Source organism: Caballeronia fortuita, from assembly GCF_001544835.2.
In the GTDB taxonomy this organism is placed as follows: domain Bacteria; phylum Pseudomonadota; class Gammaproteobacteria; order Burkholderiales; family Burkholderiaceae; genus Caballeronia; species Caballeronia fortuita.
In genome coordinates this window covers 1-21,003 of the sequence record NZ_FCNX02000015.1, presented here as the reverse complement: position 1 = coordinate 21,003, position 21,003 = coordinate 1, and the positions used below count along the sequence as shown (strand labels likewise).

The following is a 21,003-nucleotide window of genomic DNA, read 5'->3' as shown; positions in this document are numbered from 1 at the left end:
GACTGTACGTAAGACGAACCGCGCAAAACGTGGCCGAACCAACACACCGTTTCACGTTGTAAGAGATCGTAAGGTGTTGAGTGGGCGAACGCTCATTCGAGCAGACCAATAGCCCGAAGACGCCTTGTTGCCAAGGGTTTGCATGGAGACGAAACGAAAAACGCGGGCGACAGGCGCCCGCGTCCGTGCGATAGGCAACGCAGCAATTCAGACGGTCGCGAGGCGCGCCATCTCCGTTTCGACGATGAGCTTCTTCAGTTCCGGTACGCACGATCCGCAGTTGCCGCCCGCTTTCACGCATGACGTGATCTCGGCGGCGGTCTTGAGCCCCTTGTCGCGGATGGCGTTGCAGATCGTGTTGCGCCCGACGCCAAAGCACGAGCACACCGTCGGACCGGTGTCCTCGCCCTTGCCGATAGGCTGACCGAGCAGCAGACTCGCGCGGTCGTCGTCATCGAGGCGGTCCTTTTCGAAGAGCGTCGCGAGCCATGCACGCGCGGGCAGATCGGGACGCTCGGAGATGAACACGCAACTCTCGATGCGCTCGTTCACTACGTGCGCCGCGCGATATACACCCGCGCTCTTGTCTTCGTACTCGATCCAGTCCGCGTGCGGATCGTCGATGCGAAAGAGCGCGCGCGCCCAGTCGTGATGATCGCCGTGCGATGCATCGAAGCGATTGCGGCCAGCCATCTCGTAGCGCACGAAGCGCGCGCCATGCACGCGCGTCCAGTGCGTGACCATGTCGAGATCGGGCGCGGCGCGCGAGAGCGAAAAGCCATGCCACATGACGTGGAACTTCTCGACCGCGACCGGCGTGTGCTTGAACTCGGGCTCGCCCGAAACCGCATCGACGACAGGATTCACCACCGCGCCCACACGCGCATCGGAGGCGACCTGATCGTTCCAGTGAATCGGCACGAACACGCTGCCGCGCGGCATGCCGCCGCCGTGTTGCACGCGCGCGATCATCGAACCCCAGCGGCTCGATACGCGCGCGAGTTCGCCCTCGCGCACGCCGCTCGCAAGCGCGTCCTGCGGGTGCATGTCGATGAACGATTCGCCGATGTGGCCCGCGAGTTTCGCCGAGCGGCCCGTGCGCGTCATCGTGTGCCATTGATCGCGCACGCGGCCTGTGTTGAGCACGAGCGGATAGTCTTCGTTAGGCGCGTTGACGGGCGAGCGGGCAACGGTTGCGATGAAACGCGCGCGGCCATCGGCATGGCTGAAACGATGATCGCCGAAGAGTCTCTCCGTTCCCGCATCCGCCGATCCGCGCAACGGCCATTGCGCCGGCTGCAGCGCATCGTATTGCGCGCGACCGAGTCCGACCAATCCACCGATATGAAACGCGCGATGCACGCCCGACGATGCATCGTTGCGATACGCGCTCAGGCGCGCGTGCTCGTCGAAGATTTCATGCGGTCCCGTGAAATCGAAGCCTTCGAAGCCCATGCGACGCGCAACATCGCAGATGATGCGCCAGTCCGCGCGTGCGTTGCCTGGCGCGGCGATGAACGCGCGCTGCCGCGAGATGCGGCGTTCCGAGTTCGTCACGGTGCCGTCCTTCTCGCCCCAGCCGAGCGCGGGCAAGAGGACATCGGCGAACGCGTTCGTGTCCGTCTTCTCGATGATGTCGGATACGACCACGAGTTCGCACTTGTCGAGCGCACGCTTCACGCGATCGGCATCGGGCAGGCTCACGACGGGATTCGTGCCCATCACCCAGACAGCTTTCACGCGGCCGGCTTCGATGGCATCGAAGAGTTCGACGGCCTTCATTCCGGCGCGCTGCGCGATCGCGGGCGCGTTCCAGAATGTCTGCACGATCTCGCCATGCAGCGGATCGCCGAACTCGAGATGCGCGGCGAGCGTGTTCGCGAGACCGCCGACTTCGCGGCCGCCCATCGCGTTGGGCTGACCTGTGAACGAGAACGGCCCCATGCCCGGCCTGCCGATCCGTCCTGTCAGCAGATGACAGTTGATGATCGCGTTGACTTTGTCCGTGCCCGCGCTCGACTGATTCACACCTTGCGAATAGACCGTCACCACCCGCTCCGTGCGCGCGAACAGGCGATAGAACGTCATCAGCTCGTGCTGATCGAGCTTGCAGTCCTTGGCCGTCTGCGCGAGATCGGAGGCGCCCGCTGCGGCGAGCGCTTCGTCGAAACCGCGCGTGTGTGCATCGACGAAAGCGGCATCGGCCGCATCGTGCTCCGCGAGAAAGGCAAGGAGGCCGTTGAAGAGACGCACGTCGCTACCGGGCTTCAGCGGCAGATGCAGATCCGCCATCTCGCACGTCGCGGTATGACGCGGATCGATGACGACGATCTTGATCTCCGGCCGCGTCTCCTTCATCTTCACAATGCGCTGAAAGAGAATCGGGTGACACCACGCGGTGTTCGAGCCGACGAGCACGACGAGATCCGCGAGTTCGAGGTCTTCATAGCTCATCGGCACGAGGTCTTCACCGAACGCGCGCTTATGTCCCGCCACCGACGACGACATGCACAGCCGCGAGTTCGTATCGATGTTCGCGCTGCCGATGTAGCCCTTCATCAGCTTGTTGGCGACGTAGTAATCCTCGGTGAGCAACTGGCCCGACACATAGAACGCGACCGCGTCGGGACCATGCTCGTCGATGATGCGCGCAAAGCCGCTCGCGACCGTGCCGAGCGCGTCGTCCCATGACACATCGGTGAGCGATCCGGTAGCCTTATCGCGCAGCTTCGGATTCAGCAGACGCCCTTCGAGCCCGACCGTATCGCCTAACGCCGAGCCCTTCACGCACAGCCGGCCGAAGTTCGACGGATGCGCTTCATCGCCGGCGATCGCAACTTCAGTCGCGCTCTTTGGCGTCGCCGTCACGCCGCAGCCGACCCCGCAATAAGGGCACGTCGTTTTGACGGAAGCGGTTTGAATCGGGATGATGGGCATGCTCACGTTCGATATCCTCGGCCTTGTCTCAGGCCTCACACAGTGCCTTGCCGAAAAGAAGCTTGCCGCGCAGATGCGAGATATCCGTGCGGTTCTGAATCAGGTCGAAGTACCAGCCGCCGTCCTTCACGTCGCCGTACAGCACGGCGCCGATCACGCGGCCCGCTTGCAGCACGAGACGCTTGTAGACGCCACGGCGCGGATCGCGCAGCACGAGATCCTCGCTGCCTTCGCCGCCGATGAAATCGCCCGCCGAGTACAGGTCGACGCCGGTCACCTTGAGCTTCGTCGCAGTTGCACGCTGCACATAGCGCCGATGCCCCGCACCCGCGAGATGCGCGCCCGCCACGCGGGCCTGATCCCAGATCGGCGCGACGAGACCGAACGTCGCCGAGCGATGCTGCACGCATTCACCCACTGCATAGACACGCGGATCGAATGTCTGCAAGGTATCGTCGACCACGATCGCGCGTTCGCAATGCAAGCCCGCATCTTTCGCCAGCGCGATGTCGGGCCGCACGCCCGCCGTCATCACGACGAGGTCCGCGTCGATCTGCGTGCCGTCCGCGAAACGCACGGCGCGCACGCGAACGTCGCCGAGAACCGCGGTCGTCTGCGCGGCCATCGCGAACCTGAGGCCCTTCGCTTCGAGCGAACGCTTGAGCAACGCCGATGCACTCGCGTCGAGCTGACGATCCATCAGGCTCTCGCTCGCATGCACGACCGTCACCGACATGCCCTGCCGTTGCAGGCCGTTGGCCGCTTCGAGCCCGAGCAGACCACCGCCGATGACCACCGCATGCCGATGCTCGCGCGCCGCATCGAGCATCGATTCGACATCCTGAATATCACGGAATGCGATCACGCCTGGCAAATCGCAACCCGGCACCGGAATGATGAACGGCTTCGAACCTGTCGCGATCAGCAGACGGTCGTAACGCGCTTCGACGCCCTTCGCCGAGCGCACAATGCGCCGCGTCCGATCGATCTTGACCACGGCATCGCCCGCGTGCAACGTGATGCCGTTCGCGTCGTACCATTCGCGCGTGTTGAGAATGATGTCGTCGACCTTCTTTTCGCCCGCGAGCACCGGCGACAGAAGGATGCGGTTGTAATTGCCATAAGGTTCCGCGCCGAACACGGTAATGTCGTACAGATCGGGCGCAATCTTCAGCAACTCTTCGACCGTGCGCATGCCGGCCATGCCGTTGCCGACGACCACGAGCCGCTGGCGCGCGGCGGTGACGTTCAACGACGCCATGCCCGCGACCGCGTATTCGGTCTTCATGCCGCGACCCACACCTTGCCGCCCGCGACCTTCACGCGATACGCACTTACCGAAAGCTCCGGCGCTTCCAGACATTCGCCGGTGCGCAGATCGAAGTGCTGCTTGTAGATCGGCGATGCCACGACGACGCGCTCGCCCAGACTCCCGACGATGCCGCGCGACAGCACCGCCGCCTGCGAATGCGGATCGTAGTTGTCGATCGCATACACGGCAGTCTCTTCACCGGCGAGATGAAACACCGCGACTTGCGTGCCCTTCACGAGCGCGCAGACGCCCGTATCCGGCACGATGTCGTCCAGTTCACAAACGGCGGTCCAGTCCTGTTCGATGCGGTCGTTCATGATGTTTTTCCTCACGCGTTAAACGGTTTCAGCGAGCTTCGACTTGCGTTCTTCCAGCGTGGCCGGGCGAATCTGGCCGCGCTCCTCGACGAAGGTCACGTTCGCATCGCCCGCTTCGCTGTTGACGAAGTGACGGAAGCGCTTGCGCGTCTGCGGATCGGTGACGGCCTTCTTCCATTCGTCTTCGTACGTATCGACGACGAGCTGCATCTCCGCTTCGAGCTCGGCGGCGATATCGAGCTTGTCATGGATGACGACATCGATCAGGTAGTCGAGACCGCCTTCGAGGTTGTCGCGCCATACGCTCGTGCGCTGCAGGCGATCCGCCGTGCGGACATAGAACATCAGGAAGCGGTCGATATAGCGCACGAGCGTGTCGTGATCGAGATCGGATGCGATGAGTTCGGCATGACGCGGCTTCATGCCGCCGTTGCCGCATACGTAGAGGTTCCAGCCCTTTTCCGTTGCGATCACGCCGATGTCCTTGCCTTGCGCTTCTGCGCATTCGCGCGTGCAGCCCGACACGCCGAACTTGATCTTGTGCGGCGTGCGCAAGCCTTTGTAGCGGTTCTCGAGTTCGATCGCGAGACCGACCGAATCGCCGACGCCATAACGGCACCACGTCGAGCCGACGCACGACTTCACCGTGCGCAGCGCCTTGCCGTACGCATGACCCGATTCGAAGCCCGCCGCGATCAGCTCTTCCCAGATGAACGGCAACTGCTCGACGCGCGCACCGAACATGTCGACACGCTGACCGCCCGTGATCTTCGTATAAAGGCCGTACTTCTTCGCGACCTGGCCGACGGCGATGAGACCATCTGGCGTCACTTCGCCGCCCGGCATGCGCGGCACGACGCTGTACGTGCCGTCGCGCTGGATGTTCGCGAGGTAGTAATCGTTCGAATCCTGCAGGCTCGCGTGCTCCTTTTTCAGCACGAACTCGTTCCAGCACGATGCAAGAATGCTCGCGACAACGGGCTTGCAGATATCGCAGCCGCGCCCTTTGCCGTGCTTCGCGAGCAGCGCGCCGAACGTGCGATGTCCTTCAACACGCGCGATGTGATACAGCTCCTGACGCGAATACGGGAAGTGCTCGCACAGATGATTGTTCACCGCGAAACCTTGCCGCTTCATCTCCGACTTCATCACTTGCGTGACGAGCGGCACGCAGCCGCCGCACGACGCGCCCGCCTTGCACGAAGACTTGATCGCGCCGATGCTGGTCGCGCCCGCGCATACGGCCTCGCAGATTTGCGCCTTGCTCACGTTGTTGCATGAACAGATCTGCGCGGCATCGGGCAGTGCTTCGACGCCGAGCGCGGGCTTTGCTTTCCCATCGCTCGATGGAAGGATCAGGAATTCGGGCGCCTCGGGCAACTCCATCCGGTTGAGCATCATCTGCAGCAGCGTGCCGTACTCGCTCGCATCGCCGACCATCACCGCGCCGTGCAGGAACTTGCCGCAATCGGACACGACGAGCTTCTTGTACACCTGCTTGCGCTCGTCGCTGTACTGATACGTGCGGCTGCCCGGCGTCTTGCCGTGCGCATCGCCGATGCTCGCCACATCGACGCCCATCAGCTTGAGCTTCGTGCTCATGTCCGCGCCCGCGAAGGCCGCCTCTTCGCCGATGATCTGCTTCGCGACGATGCGCGCCATGTCGTAACCCGGCGCGACGAGGCCGAACAACTGGCCCTTCCACAACGCGCATTCGCCGATGGCGTAGATCGCTTCATCGCTCGTGCGGCAGGCGTCGTCGATCACGATGCCGCCGCGCGCGCCGATCTCGAGGCCCGCCGCACGCGCGATGTCGTCGCGTGGACGGATGCCTGCGGAGAACACGATCATGTCGGTGTCGAGATGCGTTTGATCGGCGAAGCACATGCGATTGGCCGCGCCTTCTCCATCGACGATGGCAAGCGTGTTCTTTCCCGTATGCACCGTGACGCCGAGCGCTTCGATTTTCGCGCGCAGCACGCGCGCGCCGCCGTCATCGACTTGCACCGCCATCAGGCGCGGCGCGAATTCGACGACATGCGTTTCGAGGCCCATGTCGCGCAATGCCTTCGCTGCTTCGAGACCGAGCAGCCCGCCGCCGACGACCGTGCCCGTCTTCGAACGCGCGCCGCATGCCTGCATCGCTTCGAGATCTTCGATCGTGCGATACACGAAGCAGCCGTCGCGATCGCGGCCCTCGATGGGCGGCACGAACGGATACGAACCCGTCGCGAGCACGAGCTTGTCGTAGGCGAGCACATCGCCGGTGGACGCGGTCACGGTGCGCGCCGCGCGATCGATCGCGACCGCACGCGCGTTGAGCTTCAGCGCATAACCCGAGCGTTCGAAGAAACCTTGCTCCACCAGCGAGAGATCGTCCGCACTCTTGCCCGTGAAGAATTCGGTCAGATGCACGCGGTCATATGCGGCGCGCGGTTCTTCGCACAGGACCGTCACGTCGAGCGCTTCGTTGCCGCTTTCGGCGAGACATTCGAGGAACTTGTGGCCGACCATGCCATGGCCGATGACGACGATTTTCATGTCGGACCCTTCTCAGTTTGCGATGACGTTATTGGCCGCGAGCGCGCTTTCGCGCAGTGCCGCTTCGCGCGCCTTGTGTTCGGGAGAAAAGCGCACGGCGAGCGCGCAGAGCGCCGTCGTCGCGACGATCACGCCGAGCATCGAGAGCGTCGCCTGCGCATTGCCGAGGCCTTTCATCAGAAAGCCCGCCGCGACCGCGCCGACATTGCCGCCCGCGCCGATCACGCCGGCCACGCCGCCTAGCGCGCGTCGATCGATGAACGGCACGAGCGCGTAAGTCGCGCCGCACGCCATGTGCGTGAAGAGGCCGAACACGAGCATCGCGACGATCGCGAAGACAACGCCGGGCGCATGTGCGAAGGCGTAGAGGCCGAGCCCTTCGCCCGCGATCAATACGAACAGCAAGGTCGAGCGGATATCGAGTCCTTTCTTCGCGGCGGCCTTATCGGAGAGCCAGCCGCCGAGCGCGCGCGCGAAGAGCGCGAGCAGGCCGAAGCTGCCCGCGGCCATGCCCGCTTGCGCAAGCGAAAGGCCGAAGTGATCGACGTAATAGATCGCCGCCATGTTGTGGATGAACACTTCCACGCCGAAGCACGCGCCATAGGTGACGAACAGCATCCACACGCGATAGTTCGAGCACGCGGTCAGAAAGCTCTGCCAGCCGCCCTTTTTGCCGCCGTCGATGGCGATTCCCGCACGGCGCAGCGCCGCGAAATCGCCTTGCGGGCAGTCTTGCGTATAGCGCCAGTAGAAGAACGCCATGACCGGCATCGCGATGCCCGGCACGATCAGCGCGACGCGCCATGCCGATGCCTCGCCAACGCCCAGCGCGATCGCAGCCGCGACCAGAAGCGGAATGAGCGCCTGCGCCGCGCCTGCGCCGGCGTTGCCCCAGCCGGCGGTCGTCGCGTTCGCGGTGCCGACGACGTTCGGCGCGAACATCACCGAGGTGTGGTACTGCGTGATGACGAAGCTCGCACCGATTGCGCCGATCGCGAGACGGCACCACAGGAAGCTGTCGTAGCCCGTCGAGAGCGCCGCGCCGATGACCGGCACCGCGCCCGCGAGCAGCAGCGCGCTATACACGCGGCGCGGGCCGAAGCGATCGCACATCGGCCCGACGACGAGACGTACGAGAATCGTCACGGCCACCGCCGCGATGTTGATGTTCGCGACCTGATCGGCCGTGAGCGCGTATTCGCGCTTGATGAGCGGCATCAACGGCGCGCAGGCGAACCATGCGAAGAAGCATACGAAGAACGCCATCCAGGTGAGATGGAATGCGCGCATCGGCGCGCTGCGCATGCTAAAGAGATCGATCCGTGTGGCTTTGTCCATCTTCTTTCCGCCAAAAAATAAAGGCGTCCCGCGCATGCGGCCGGGAAGCCGATGCGGGGGACGCCGTTGTCCGATGCCCGCACGTTCTTCACCTGCCGGGCGCTGTATTCAGGACGGATCGCCGTTGATCCGATGGCAAGTCATAAGGCAAGGGCTATGCCATGCGAGCGGCATTGCTCGCAAACGCTTACTCCGCAACGCTCGGCGCGCTGCGTGCACCGCTTGCGCGCACAGCCATCGCGTCATGTTTCGATGCAGACGGGCACAGGGATGGTGCGACGCAGCACTGATGGCGTGCGAGCCTGTGCAAAGCGCATTTCGCACGGGGTCAATTTTGTACTATCCGGTTAGCCGATACGTTCCCTCGAAACAAGCGCACATGCGTCGTCGCGGTGCCGCTTGCGCACAAGGTGAGTGCCAATTGCGCGCTGCAATGCCTGTTTGGCCGATGGCGCGCTTATTGCATCGTCGAAAGCGCTGCGGGCAACGGCGCTCGCGGCACTCACATACACGAAAGAGCAAGGACAAAGGCGTCCCCATCGTGCAGCGACACGAGCGGACGCTATCTGCGTTTGCCGCGCCGATGCCCCATCTACGCAAGCAAACAGATACAGGAAGCAACGATGAGCACCATCCAAGGCAAAGTCACGCTGTTGAGCGCAGGCCCCGGCGATCTGGACCTGTTGACCTTGCGCGCCGCGAAGGCGCTCGCCGCCGCCGACATCCTTCTCGTCGACGATCTCGCCAACGCGGACATCGTTACGCTCGCGCCGCATGCGCGCGTGATTCGCGTCGGCAAGCGCGGCGGTTGCAAGTCGACGCCGCAAGCCTTCATTCAGCGCCTCATGCAGCGTTACGCGAGGAAGGGGCTGCATGTGGTGCGCGTGAAAGGCGGCGACGCATTGCTCTTCGGGCGCGCGGGCGAAGAGATCGCCGCGTTGCGCGAAGCGCATGTTCCCGTCGATATCGTCAACGGGGTGTCGTCGGGATTCGCGGCGGCGGCGGGACTCGGCATCTCGCTCACGCATCGCGATCATTGTCAGGGCGTGACCTTCGTCACCGCGCACATGCAGGATCACGGTGAACCCGACTGGGCCGCGCTCGCCGCGACCGGCACCACGCTCGCGATCTACATGGGCATGAGCCGCATCGCGAGCATCGCGGCCTCGTTGCTCGACGCGTTGCCCGCGAGCACGCCCGCGGCCGTCGTGCAGAACGCGGGATCGTCGCAGGAAAGGCGCCTCGTCACGACGCTCGAGCGTCTCGCCATCGATGCGACCGCCGCCGGTCTCGGCAGCCCCGCCGTGATTCTCGTCGGCGGCGCGATCGGGGAATCGGCTGAGTTCTTGGCGCTTGCCGAAAGCGCCGAAGGCCTGGCTCATGCGGCATGAAGCGAGTTCTCAAACGACGAGCGGCGCGCTAAAGTCACAAGCGTTCCTCGCATGACCGCTTCCGCTGCCCGCATGCTGCGCGTTCTTCTCGTCACCGACACCGACAAGCCCATCGGCGATTTGCGCGAACAGCTCGCGCGCATGGGCTATGACATGCTCGCCGAAGTGGCCGCGCCCTCGGCATTGCACAAGGCCGTCGAGAGCCAGAAGCCCGATGTCGTCATCATCGATACCGAATCGCCTTCGCGCGATACGCTCGAACAGCTCGCGGTGATGAACAAGGCCGCGCCGCGTCCCGTGCTCATGTTCAGCAGCGATGCCGATCAGCAGTTCATTCGCGCGGCGGTCGGCGCGGGCGTCACCGCGTATTCCGTAGAAGGTCTCGCGCCCGCGCGGCTCGCGCCGATCATCGACGTCGCGCTCGCGCGTTTCGCGCATGAAGCGCAGTTGCGCCAGCGGCTCGCGAAGGTCGAGGACGAACTGGCGCAACGCAAGGTCATCGACCGGGCGAAGCGTCTTTTGATGGACAAGCGCGACATGTCCGAAAACGAAGCCTATGCGGCGCTTCGCAAGCGCGCGATGGATCAGGGCGTGAAGGTCGCGGAGATCGCGCGTCAGATTCTTTCGATGGCCGATCTGCTCTAGCCTTACCGACACTTATGAACACGACTTCCTCGCAACCGGAACGCACGCATCTGCGGCTCGGCTTCGTCGCCCTTTCGGATGCCGCGCCGCTCGCCGTCGCCGCATTGCGCGATCTCGGCGCGTGTCATGGCATCACGATCGAACTGTGCCGTCAGCCATCGTGGGCCGCCGTGCGCGACAAGCTGCTGTCCGGCGAGATCGATGCCGCGCACGCGCTCTATGGCCTCGTGTACGGCGTGCAACTGGGCATCGGCGGGCCGCGTGCGGACATGGCCGTGCTGATGGTGCTCAATCGCAACGGTCAGGCGATCACGCTGTCGCGTCCGCTCGCCGATGCGGTCGACGCCGGCGCGAGCGTGAAGGAAGCGTTGCTTGCGCTCGGGCGGCGGCCTGTCATCGCGCAGACCTTTCCGACCGGCACGCACGCGATGTGGCTGTATTACTGGCTCGCGGCGCACGGCGTGCATCCGTTGCGCGATGTCGAGAGCATCGTGATTCCACCGACCCGCATGGCCGATGCGCTCGTCGACGGCGCGCTCGACGGCTTCTGCGCGGGCGAGCCGTGGCACGCGGTCGCGCAGGCGCGCGAGGCGGGCCGGACGGTCGCATATACGAGCGAAATCTGGCCGGATCATCCGGAAAAGGTGCTCGCGTGCCGGCGCGATTTCGCCGCGCTTTATCCGAACACCGCGCGCGCGCTCGTGCGCACGATGCTCGATGCGTGCGCCTGGCTCGATGCGAAAACGCATCGCGAAGAGATCGCGCAGGCGCTGTCGTCGCCGGAACTGCTCGGCGTGCCGACAGCGTTGATCGCGCCGCGTCTCGTCGCATCCGGTGACGGCGATGCGCGCGCGCTGCCCGTGCGTTTCTTCGATGACGGCGCGGTGAACTATCCGCGCGTGTCGGATGGCCATTGGTTCATTACGCAATACCGGCGCTGGGGCATGCTCGACGCCGATATCGACGATGGGGACATCGCGGCGAGCGTGAATCAGACGGCGCTCTATCGCGATGCGGCGTGGGCGGCGGGCATCGCGATACCGGGCGAGCGGCGCGCGGCGACTTTCTGCGATGGCCGCGTGTGGGACGGCGGCGATGCGGCGGGATATCTCGCGGGGTTCGACATGCACGCGTAAAAGCTGCGCGTGAAAGCTGCGCGCGTAAAAGCGCCTACCATGGAATCTCCAGCGCGCACCGGAGACCCGCCATGGAACTGCTCGCCATCGCCATCGACAAGCCCGAGAACACCAACTTCATCCTCGGTCAGTCGCACTTCATCAAGACAGTCGAGGATCTGCACGAGGCGCTCGTCGGCGCGGTGCCCGGCATCCGCTTCGGGCTCGCGTTCTGCGAGGCGTCGGGCAAGCGGCTCGTGCGGACATCGGGCACGGACGAGGATTGCGTCGCGATGGCCGCTCACAACGCGCAGAACATCGGCGCGGGGCATAGCTTCATCATCGTGCTCGGCGATGGCTTCTTTCCCGTCAACGTGCTCAATACCGTGAAGGCCGTGCCGGAAGTCTGCCGCATCTTCTGCGCGACCGCCAATCCGACGCAGGTGCTCGTCGCGCAGACGGATCAGGGACGCGGAATCGTCGGCGTGGTCGACGGGCTGCCGCCGCTCGGCGTCGAAACGGCCGAAGACGTGAAGTGGCGTCACGACCTGCTGCGCAAGATCGGCTACAAGGCGTAAAGCCCGCGCGCCAGCCCGCCGCGCCTTGACTTGGCGGCGCAAACCGCGAGAATGAGGCCCGCCGACGCGCGAGCCGTCCGGTGCGTTTTTCCGGCCGGCGCGCGACTTCATGGACAATATCGGGATACGGTATAAAGGCCGTTGGCGTTTTCTCGTGCCTTCTCTGAAAGCCGCACGGCAGACATTCCCGGCAACACTCCCGCCGATACGGCACCGAACACCGGCCACCCGCGCCGCCCGAGGATAGGGTCGTCCTCGCGCGGCCTACAGGAGCATTACATGACCGACATGAATCCAGGCTTTTTCGGCAGGCTAGGCATTGCCTTCGGCGCCTTCTTCGGCATTCTGGGCAATGCCGCGTTCGCGGGCCGCGTGCAGCGCCTGCGCGAAGCGCCTGAAGCGCCTGACTTCAAGGCCGAAGCGCCGAAGCCCGCCGCCGCGCCCGTGCAGCCGGTCCAGCCCGCGCCGTCCGCGCTGAAGGAAGCGAGCCCGGTCGCCGCGCTGCAACTGCTCGGCCTTCTGCAGCGCGATGCGCGTTTCATCGATTTCGTCGAAGAAGACATCGTCAATTACAGCGACGCCGATATCGGCGCGGCCGCCCGCCTCGTGCACGACGGCTGCCGCACCGTGCTGCGCGAGCATTTCACGATCAAGCCGGTGCGCAGCGAGGCCGAAGGCAGCCGCATCACGCTGCAGGAAGGTTTCGATGCGAGCGCCGTGCGTCTGACGGGCAACGTCGTCGGCAAGGCGCCGTTTTCGGGCAGCATCAGCCATCGCGGCTGGAAGGTCGAGGACACGCGCCTGCCGAAGCTCGCGCCGTCGCATGATGCGAGCATCGTCGCGCCCGCGGAGGTGGAACTGTGAGCGACATTCAATCGAACGACACTCAGGCGCGCTATTCGATCGGCGTCGATCTCGGCACGACGCACTGCGCGCTCTCCTACGTCGACATGAGCGCGAGCGACGGCGAAAAGACCGCGCAACGCGTGCTCCCCATCGCGCAACTGACCGCGCCGGGCGCGGCCGAAGAGCGCGATCTCCTGCCCTCGTTCCTTTATCTGCCGCACGAGAACGAACTCGCACCTGGAGATCTCACGCTGCCGTGGACGCAGGAGCGCAGGTTCATCGTCGGCGATCTCGCGCGAAGCCGTGGCGCGGGCACGCCGATCCGCCTCGTCTCCAGCGCGAAAAGCTGGCTGTGCCATCCGGGCGTCGATCGGCGCGCGGCGATCCTGCCGTCCGATGCGCCCGAGGAAGTCGAGCGCGTATCGCCGATGGAAAGCTCGGTGCGTTATCTGACGCATCTGCGCGAGGCGTGGAATCACGCACATCCCGATGCGCCTTTCGATCAGCAGGACGTCACCGTGACGATTCCCGCGTCCTTCGATCCCGCCGCGCGCGAACTCACCGCCGAAGCGGCGGCCGCGGCCGGCTACACGCGCATGACGCTGCTCGAAGAACCGCAGGCCGCGCTTTATAGCTGGATCCAGAAGTCGTCGGGCGGCTGGCGCAAGCAGGTCAAAGTGGGCGATGTGATTCTCGTCGTCGATGTCGGCGGCGGCACGACCGATCTCTCGCTGATCGCGGTCGTCGAGCGCGAAGGCAATCTGGAGCTGCATCGCGTGGCGGTCGGCGAGCACATCCTGCTCGGCGGCGACAACATGGACCTCGCGCTCGCGCATACCGTCGCGCGCAAGCTCGCACAGGCGGGCACGCAGCCCGATCCGTGGCAGTTGCGCGCCCTCACCTACGCGTGCCGATCGGCGAAGGAAACGCTGCTGTCCGATCCGTCCGTCGATGCCGTGCCGCTCGTCGTGCCGAGCCGCGGCTCGAAGCTGATCGGCGGGTCGCTGCGCACGGAACTCACGCGCGCCGAACTCACGCAAATCTTGCTCGAAGGCTTTTTCCCGCAAGTCGATGCCGCCGCGCGCCCCGTTTCGCGTGCGCGCGCCGGTCTCACACAGCTCGGTCTGCCGTATGCGCAAGACGCCGCCGTCACGCGCCATCTTGCCGCGTTCCTCGGGCGTCAGGTGACCGCGCTCGCGGAAGTGGAAGGCTTGGAGCATCAGGCACCGCAAGGCGCGACGATGCTGCATCCGACCGCCGTGCTCTTCAACGGCGGCGTGTTCAAGTCGACGCTGCTCGTCGAGCGCGTCATGTCGACGCTCAACGCGTGGCTCGCATCCGAGAACGCGCCGCCCGCGCGTCTGCTCGAAGGCGCCGATCTCGATCTCGCGGTGGCGCGCGGCGCGGCCTATTACGGCTACGTGCGGCGCGGCCGCGGCGTGCGCATCCGTGGCGGCACGGCGCGCGCGTACTACGTCGCGGTCGAATCGGCGATGCCGGCCGTGCCCGGACTCGAGCCGCCCGTGCAGGCGCTGTGCGTCGCGCCGTTCGGCATGGAGGAAGGCACGGACGCCGCTTTGCCCGCGCAGGAATTCGGGCTCGTCGTCGGGGAACCGGTGCATTTCCGCTTCTTCGGCTCGTCGGTGCGCAGGCAGGATCAGGTCGGCACGTTGCTCGAATACTGGCAGCCGGACGAATTGCAGGAGCTCGAGGAGATCGAAGCATCGCTGCCGCCCGAAGGGCGCACGCCGGGCGAAGTCGTGCCGGTCAAGCTGCATGCGCGCGTGACCGAAGCGGGCACGCTCGAACTCGAAGCGATTCCGCGCGGCTCGTCCGAGCGCTGGAAGGTCGAGTTCGACGTGCGCGGCGGCCCGAACGCTGGCGCGGATCAGGGCATGGGCCTGTAAGTGTCCGCGCGCAACAGGAAGGCGGCGGGCGCGCGGTACAGCGTCGGCATCGATCTCGGGACGAGCAACACGGTCGTCGCGTATGCGCAGACCGGCTCGGACGATATCCGCGTGTTCGATATCGATCAGCTCGTCGGCGCGGGCGAAGTCGCCGCGTTGCCGCTCCTGCCCTCGCTGCGCTATCACTTCGCGCCGGGCGAACTCCGCTCCGAAGACCTGCAATTGCCGTGGGGCGAGATGGAAGCGCCCGCCGTCATCGGCCGATTTGCGCGGATGCTCGGCGCGCAGGTGCCGGGGCGGCTCGTGACCAGCGCGAAAAGCTGGCTGTCGCACGCGGCGGTCGATCGCCTCGCGCCCATCCTGCCGTGGGGCGCGGGCGACGACGTCGAAAAAATCTCGCCCGTGATCGCGAGCGCGAGCTATCTGGCGCACGTCCACGCCGCGTGGAACGAGCGCTTTCCCGATGCACCACTCGACGCGCAAGACGTCGTGCTCACCGTGCCCGCCTCGTTCGACGAAGGCGCGCGCGCGCTGACGCTCGAAGCCGCGCGCATGGCCGGGCTCGAAAAGCTGCGGCTGCTGGAAGAACCGCAGGCCGCGTTCTATGACTGGCTGTTTCATCATCGCGCGACGCTCGCGGACGATTTGCAGGCGACGCGGCTCGTGATGATCGTCGACGTCGGCGGCGGCACGACCGACCTCACGCTCATCCAGGTCGCGATGAACGGCGGCGAGCCCGAACTGACGCGCATCGGCGTGGGCAACCATCTGATGCTCGGCGGCGACAACATGGACCTCGCGCTCGCGCATCTCGTCGAGAAGCGGCTCGCGGGCGGCGATACGCGGCTTTCGGCGGCGCGTCTGTCGCAACTCGTCGAACGCTGCCGCGCGGCGAAGGAGCAATTGCTCGGCGACAGCTCGCCCGAATCCACGTCGATCACGCTGCTCGGCGCGGGCGCGAAGCTGATCGGCGGTGCACGTTCGGCGGACATAACCCGCGACGAGATCGAGCGGATCATCGTCGAGGGCTTCTTTCCGATGGTCGCGGCGAGCGATCGGCCGGGTCGTTTACGAAACGGCGCGCGCGGCGGCATCGTCGAATTCGGGCTGCCGTATGCGAGCGATGCGGCCATCACGCGGCACATCGCAGCGTTCCTCGGCCAGCACGCGGGCGAAGCGCACAAGGCGCTCGGCCTCGCCGAAACAGGCTCCGAAACGCTCGCCATTCCGGACACCTTGTTGTTGAACGGTGGCGTGTTTCGCGCCGCGCCGCTCGCGCGCCGGATCGCCGATACGCTGTCCGGCTGGCGCGGCGAAGCCGTCAATGTGCTCGCGAACGGCGACCCCGATGTCGCGGTGGCGCGCGGTGCGGTCGCCTATGCGCTCGCGCGCGCGGGCCATGCGCCGAAGATCGGCGGCGGCTCGGCGCGCAGCTTTTTCCTGCTGCTCGAAGACGATGCGAACGCCGCTTCCGATGTGACGCGTGCCGTTTGCGTGCTGCCGCGCGGAACCGAGGAAGGCCAGCCGATTCATCTGGCCGATCGCACGTTCGCGCTCACGCTCGGCGCGCCGGTGCGGTTCCATCTGGCGTCGTCGGTGTCGGAGACGGCGTTCGAGGCGGGCGCGCTCGCGAATCTCGCGTCGGCATCGGGCGATTTCGTCCGCCTGCCGCCGATCGCGACCGTAGTCGATCCGCACGCCGCCGGTAAAGGCCGGGCGCGCGAAACGGCGGTCCAGCTGACGACCTCGCTCACCGAGGTCGGCACGCTGGAGATGCACTGCATCGCCGTCGACGATCCCACGCAGCGCTGGCTGCTCGAATTCCAGTTGCGCCGCGAAACATCCCCGGCCGACGACGCGGCAAGCCAATCGCATCCGGCGCTGCCGAAGGCCATCGAACTGATCGACCGCACGTTCGGCGCGAAGTCGCACGATGTCGGGCCGAAAGAAGTCAAACGCCTGCGTGCGCAACTCGAACAGACGCTCGGCGCGCGCGATACCTGGGACATCGCGCTGTTGCGCGAGCTGTTCGGCGCGCTTTTCGAACGCGCGAAGAAGCGCCGCCGCAGCGCCGATCACGAGCGCACGTGGCTCAATCTCGCGGGCTACTGCATGCGTCCGGGCTTCGGGCATCCACTCGACGAGTGGCGCGTCGAGCAGTTGTGGGCGCTCTTCGATCAGGGCATCCAGTACAGCAACGAAAGCCAGATCTGGTCCGAGTGGTGGACGCTCTGGCGGCGCGCGGCGGGCGGCCTGCCTGAAGCGGCGCAACTGAAGCTGCTCGAGGACATGGCCTTCGTGCTCCAGCCGCCCGGCACGAGCCGCTATCGCCGGGCGGCGGGCGCGGCGCGCGCGGGTTACGAGGACATGGTGCGGCTTGCGGCGTCGCTGGAACGCGTGCCGGTCGAGCGCAAGATCGAAGTCGGCGAATGGCTGCTCACGCGGCTCAGGAAGCCTTCGGAGAGCGTGCAAAGCTGGTGGGCGCTCGGGCGCATCGGCGCGCGCGCGCCCTTCTACGGCAGCGCGCATGGCGTGGTGCCGCCCGATGTCGCCGTCGGCTGGCTCGATGCGATCCTCGCGCTCGACTGGAAGAAGGTCGATCCCGCCGCGTTCGCCGCCGTGCAGATCGCCCGCATGACCGGCGACCGTTCGCGCGATCTTCCCGACGATGCCCGCGCCGCAGTCGTCCAGCGCCTCGAGACGATGGGCGCGGCGCACGCGTGGATCGCGATGGTGCGCGAGACCGTCGCACTCGATCGCGCCGACGAAGGGCGCGTGTTTGGCGAAACGCTGCCGGCGGGGCTGAAGCTCATCCGCTGATCGCGCTGCTTGCCGAACGTGCGTCGACCGAAATGCTTCGCTCTCAGAAGTTTCTTGCGCCGATGCGTTGCGCGCGGGCTGCACATGTCTTGAATACCGGCTGGGCGCATCCTATGGTTATCAATGTGTCGATATGGACACATACTGAAGGAGGTCATCATGCCATCCCCACGCAAGGCACAAGCAAGCCAGCCCGCTGAAACGGAAATGTCGAGCCGCAAGAAAACAGCCGGCAGCAAGGCATCGTCCACGAAGTCTGCGGGCGCGAAGGAAATGCAGGTCACGAAGCGCACCACCAAGGCCAAGCCAAAAAGCTGAGCGGTCGCAAGTGCAAGACACCCTCGTCGTCGTGCGGGGGGCATTCGATGTGGCTGTCCTTCGAATCGGCGGGCGATGAATTCCGAACGCTCGCCGATCGACACTCTCCCCTCCTTCTCTCGCCCGTCTCGCCCCAAGAATCCGCAATAATTTCCGGTCGGAACGGCCGATCGCTAAAAAAAGGCGTATTTGTATGACCGCCTTGGCCTAAAGTAGATAACCCGATTCCGTGAGCGAGCATGAAGATGGCCGTACCGCAACGCGCCGCCGGCGTGCGCAATCCAGGAATTCTTCTCGCGGCCGCGCGTGAGGCCGGCGCGAGTCTGGTGCGCAATCTGTCGATACCGGCGCCGTTCTCCGATCCCGCGCTCGAGGCGCAGTTCCTCGACGATCATAGCCAGCGCTTCTGTGCGTTCCGTCGCGCATCGACGCTGCTCGCGCTCGCCATCTGGACGTGCTTTCTATGGTGGGATTTCAGCTTCGCGCGCGGCAATCAGGCGCTCGATTCGCGCTTGTCCAGCATTCTCGCGCTGCGTTTCGCGGGCATCGCGCTGCTGTTTTTCGTCGGCGTGCTGGTATTGCGGCCGTCGTTCCGCTCGCACGCGACCGCGCAACGCATCATCCTCACGGGCATCTATGGGCTGCTCTGCCTGATTCTCGCGATGGTCGCAATCACGCCCGCGCCGTATAACTACACGCAGCACTTCATCGGGCTGTGTCTCGCGCTGTTCTTCCAGTTCAGCTTCTTCTATCTGCGCTCGCGCGTCGCGCTGACGGCCGGCATCATCACGCTGGCGTCGATCGTCGTGTTGCAGGTCACCATTCATCTGCTCAACCCCGAGGATTTCTTCGCGGGGCTGTTCTATATGTTCAACGTCGTGGTCGTGGGGCACGGCGTCTGCACGCATGCGGAGCGCGTCTCGCGCGAGCGCTATAGCTCGGAGCGCGCGCTCGCGTCGCTGAACGACGAGTTGCGCGCCGCGAACGTCTCGCTCGGGCGCAAGAACCGCGAACTGGAGGTGTCGAAGAAGGATCAGGAAAACAAGACCAACGCGCTGCTCGCATTGCGCGAACAGCAGATGATCGCCGCGCAAACGGCGAGCCGCGAAAAGTCCAACTTCCTCGCCGCCGCGACGCATGACCTGCGCCAGCCGATGCACGCGCTCAACCTTTTCCTGCAGGCCGCCGCCGAAGCGATCCGCAATGGCGAGTTCGATCAGGCCGAGCGGCTCATCAACGAGTGCGGGCGTTCGTCCGTGATTCTTGCGCGGCTTCTGAACGCGGTGCTCGATCTGTCGCGGCTGGAATCGGGGCGCGTGGTGCCGCGCTATCACGTGTTCGACGTGCGGCAGACCGTCGAGGAAGCCATCGAGCAATTGCGTCCGTTCGCGATGAGCCGCGGTGTCGAACTGCGCGTGCGGCTGCCGAAGGACGACGTCGTCTGCGTGAGGAGCGATGCGCACTGGCTTTGCCGCGCGGTTGCCAATCTCGTGTCGAACGGCATCAAGTACGCGGATTCGGGCAAGACGTCGAAGCCGACGGTGATCGTCGGCGTGGTGCGCTCCGCGACGCGTGCGCGCATCGACGTGCTGGATAACGGCATCGGCATACCGGCCGATTACTTCGATGCGATCTTCCAGCCGTTCTTTCAGGTCGACAATCCCGAGCAGGATCGCGACAAGGGGCTTGGCCTCGGGCTGTCGATCGTGAATGCGGTGATGTCGATGCTCGATCAGCATCGCATCGAACTGAAGTCGACCGAAGGACGCGGCTCGCGTTTCTCGCTCGAAATGCCGCTGTGCGGACCTTCGCCCGACACGCCGTCGGCGCGCGCGCCGGCGCGTTCGGAAGCGGCGGAAATGGCGCACCTGAAGGGACGTTACGTGCTGCTCGTGGAGGACGATGGTCTCGTGCGGGCGTCGACCGAAGCGCTGTTGTCGCAATGGGGCGTGCTCTACGATTCCGCCGCGAGCTTCGAGGAGTTCCGGACGATCCTTGGCGATATCGAGCGGTTTCCGGATCTGATCATTACCGATTTTCGGCTGCGCGATGCGAAGACTGCGCGGGAAGTGGCGATGCTCGGGGCGTCGCGGCTCGGGCGGCCTTGTCCGTGTCTTGTTGTGACCGGCGAGCCGGCGGCGAGTATCGTGCCGTTGGCTTGCGAGCAGGATGTGCTTTCGAAGCCGGTTAGCCCGGCGGAGCTTCGGCGGGGGATTTTGGGGTTGATCGCCGGGGAAGGTGATTTGGGTGCGTGAGTTCTTTTTTTGCCGGATTCCGGGGTCGTGACGGTTTGTTGGCTGTGCCCCTGGGCGGGGCGGCAGTTTGGCCGATTTCTTGGCGGCGGTGTTGATCGCTTCGATTCGCCGGATCCCGTATTCGTGTTGGTCTATTTGCGTTGCTCCTGGGCGGGGCGGCAGTTTGGCCGATTTCTTGGCGGCGGTGTTGATCGCTTCGATTCGCCGGATCCCATATTCGTGTTGGTCTATTAGCATTGCCCCTGTGCGGGGCGGCAGTTTGGCCGATTTCTTCGCGGCGGTGTTGATCGCTTCGATTCGCCGGATCCCATATTCGTGTTGGTCTATTAGCGTTGCCCCTGTGCGGGGCGGCACCTACTTTCTTTGCTGCTGCAAAGAAAGTAGGCAAAGAAAGCAGCTTTTTCAGGCCCGCGGTCACACGCAGTTTGGGTAGTTCTCTCGTCCACGGCGGCACTCGCCTAAAGAGTGCCCTCAAACACCTAAGCGGGCTTGGATCGCGCACGGTCTGACTTGCCATTACTTTGAGCGCACTGGTTCAGCACCAAACAGTTTCGGCACAGCGCTGCGCGCTGCCGTCGGGTATGCGAGGGAAACCGATGGGACGCGAGCGCGCTCGCAACCCAACTAACCCATCGGCCGCGAAGCGGGCTGGAGCTATTTGGTGCTGAACCAACGAGCCACGC

14 protein-coding genes are annotated in these 21,003 nt (G+C 65.1%); 9 read left to right on the top strand and 5 right to left on the bottom strand.

Going from position 1 to position 21,003, the window contains the following annotated elements:
• Nucleotides 1–207 precede the first annotated feature (207 nt).
• The 5 genes from AWB77_RS25545 to AWB77_RS25525 are packed head-to-tail and all read right to left on the bottom strand — an operon-like array spanning nt 208 to nt 8,445.
• Nucleotides 208–2,937, bottom strand: a complete 2,730-nt coding sequence (locus tag AWB77_RS25545; protein WP_096031191.1) for a nitrate reductase — start codon at nt 2,935–2,937, stop codon at nt 208–210.
• A gap of 28 nt (nt 2,938–2,965) precedes the next feature.
• Nucleotides 2,966–4,225 (bottom strand): NAD(P)/FAD-dependent oxidoreductase, encoded by a 1,260-nt coding sequence (locus tag AWB77_RS25540; protein ID WP_074168973.1) that lies wholly within the window; start codon nt 4,223–4,225, stop codon nt 2,966–2,968.
• Nucleotides 4,222–4,566: a nitrite reductase small subunit NirD gene (nirD, locus tag AWB77_RS25535; protein ID WP_061137255.1), complete on the bottom strand. Its 345-nt coding sequence runs from the start codon at nt 4,564–4,566 to the stop codon at nt 4,222–4,224. The genes AWB77_RS25540 and nirD overlap by 4 nt, the downstream gene beginning before the upstream one ends.
• A gap of 18 nt (nt 4,567–4,584) precedes the next feature.
• Complete coding sequence (nirB, locus tag AWB77_RS25530) at nt 4,585–7,107, bottom strand: nitrite reductase large subunit NirB (RefSeq protein ID WP_061137254.1); 2,523 nt, start codon at nt 7,105–7,107, stop codon at nt 4,585–4,587.
• Nucleotides 7,108–7,119: 12 nt separating this feature from the next.
• Nucleotides 7,120–8,445, bottom strand: coding sequence for an MFS transporter (locus AWB77_RS25525; protein WP_061137253.1), 1,326 nt, complete (start codon nt 8,443–8,445; stop codon nt 7,120–7,122).
• Between the two features lie 623 nt (nt 8,446–9,068).
• Here AWB77_RS25525 and cobA point away from each other — a divergent pair.
• The 9 genes from cobA (at nt 9,069) to AWB77_RS25485 (ending at nt 20,320) form a co-directional block, all read left to right on the top strand.
• Nucleotides 9,069–9,836, top strand: a complete 768-nt coding sequence (cobA, locus tag AWB77_RS25520; protein ID WP_061137252.1) for a uroporphyrinogen-III C-methyltransferase — start codon at nt 9,069–9,071, stop codon at nt 9,834–9,836.
• A 72-nt stretch (nt 9,837–9,908) separates the two neighbouring features.
• Entirely contained in the window at nt 9,909–10,481 is a 573-nt protein-coding gene (locus AWB77_RS25515; protein ID WP_061137251.1) for an ANTAR domain-containing response regulator, read from the top strand.
• A 14-nt stretch (nt 10,482–10,495) separates the two neighbouring features.
• Nucleotides 10,496–11,617: a CmpA/NrtA family ABC transporter substrate-binding protein gene (locus AWB77_RS25510; protein ID WP_061137250.1), complete on the top strand. Its 1,122-nt coding sequence runs from the start codon at nt 10,496–10,498 to the stop codon at nt 11,615–11,617.
• Between the two features lie 71 nt (nt 11,618–11,688).
• Entirely contained in the window at nt 11,689–12,174 is a 486-nt protein-coding gene (locus tag AWB77_RS25505) for an adenosine-specific kinase (protein WP_061137249.1), read from the top strand.
• A gap of 279 nt (nt 12,175–12,453) precedes the next feature.
• A complete protein-coding gene (locus tag AWB77_RS25500; protein WP_061137248.1) occupies nt 12,454–13,038 on the top strand; it encodes a DUF2760 domain-containing protein in 585 nt (194 codons plus the stop codon).
• The gene (locus AWB77_RS25495; RefSeq protein ID WP_208601568.1) at nt 13,035–14,927 is read left to right on the top strand and encodes an Hsp70 family protein; all 1,893 of its coding nucleotides are present in this window, start codon (nt 13,035–13,037) and stop codon (nt 14,925–14,927) included. The genes AWB77_RS25500 and AWB77_RS25495 overlap by 4 nt, the downstream gene beginning before the upstream one ends.
• Complete coding sequence (locus AWB77_RS25490) at nt 14,928–17,747, top strand: Hsp70 family protein (RefSeq protein WP_061137247.1); 2,820 nt, start codon at nt 14,928–14,930, stop codon at nt 17,745–17,747.
• A gap of 159 nt (nt 17,748–17,906) precedes the next feature.
• Nucleotides 17,907–18,065, top strand: a complete 159-nt coding sequence (locus AWB77_RS36135; RefSeq protein ID WP_157694923.1) for a hypothetical protein — start codon at nt 17,907–17,909, stop codon at nt 18,063–18,065.
• A 239-nt stretch (nt 18,066–18,304) separates the two neighbouring features.
• A complete protein-coding gene (locus AWB77_RS25485; RefSeq protein ID WP_244158647.1) occupies nt 18,305–20,320 on the top strand; it encodes a hybrid sensor histidine kinase/response regulator in 2,016 nt (671 codons plus the stop codon).
• The last annotated feature ends 683 nt before the right edge of the window (nt 20,321–21,003 follow it).

What these genes read in the sequence shown, in the direction of transcription:
- nirD (WP_061137255.1), bottom strand. Translation starts at nt 4,566, where the DNA reads ATGAACGACCGCATCGAACAGGACTGGACCGCCGTTTGTGAACTGGAC.
- AWB77_RS25505 (WP_061137249.1), top strand. Translation starts at nt 11,689, where the DNA reads ATGGAACTGCTCGCCATCGCCATCGACAAGCCCGAGAACACCAACTTC.
- AWB77_RS25510 (WP_061137250.1), top strand. Translation starts at nt 10,496, where the DNA reads ATGAACACGACTTCCTCGCAACCGGAACGCACGCATCTGCGGCTCGGC.
- AWB77_RS25540 (WP_074168973.1), bottom strand. Translation starts at nt 4,225, where the DNA reads ATGAAGACCGAATACGCGGTCGCGGGCATGGCGTCGTTGAACGTCACC.
- AWB77_RS25515 (WP_061137251.1), top strand. Translation starts at nt 9,909, where the DNA reads ATGCTGCGCGTTCTTCTCGTCACCGACACCGACAAGCCCATCGGCGAT.
- AWB77_RS36135 (WP_157694923.1), top strand. Translation starts at nt 17,907, where the DNA reads ATGCCATCCCCACGCAAGGCACAAGCAAGCCAGCCCGCTGAAACGGAA.
- AWB77_RS25485 (WP_244158647.1), top strand. Translation starts at nt 18,305, where the DNA reads ATGAAGATGGCCGTACCGCAACGCGCCGCCGGCGTGCGCAATCCAGGA.
- cobA (WP_061137252.1), top strand. Translation starts at nt 9,069, where the DNA reads ATGAGCACCATCCAAGGCAAAGTCACGCTGTTGAGCGCAGGCCCCGGC.
- nirB (WP_061137254.1), bottom strand. Translation starts at nt 7,107, where the DNA reads ATGAAAATCGTCGTCATCGGCCATGGCATGGTCGGCCACAAGTTCCTC.
- AWB77_RS25545 (WP_096031191.1), bottom strand. Translation starts at nt 2,937, where the DNA reads ATGCCCATCATCCCGATTCAAACCGCTTCCGTCAAAACGACGTGCCCT.
- AWB77_RS25525 (WP_061137253.1), bottom strand. Translation starts at nt 8,445, where the DNA reads ATGGACAAAGCCACACGGATCGATCTCTTTAGCATGCGCAGCGCGCCG.
- AWB77_RS25500 (WP_061137248.1), top strand. Translation starts at nt 12,454, where the DNA reads ATGACCGACATGAATCCAGGCTTTTTCGGCAGGCTAGGCATTGCCTTC.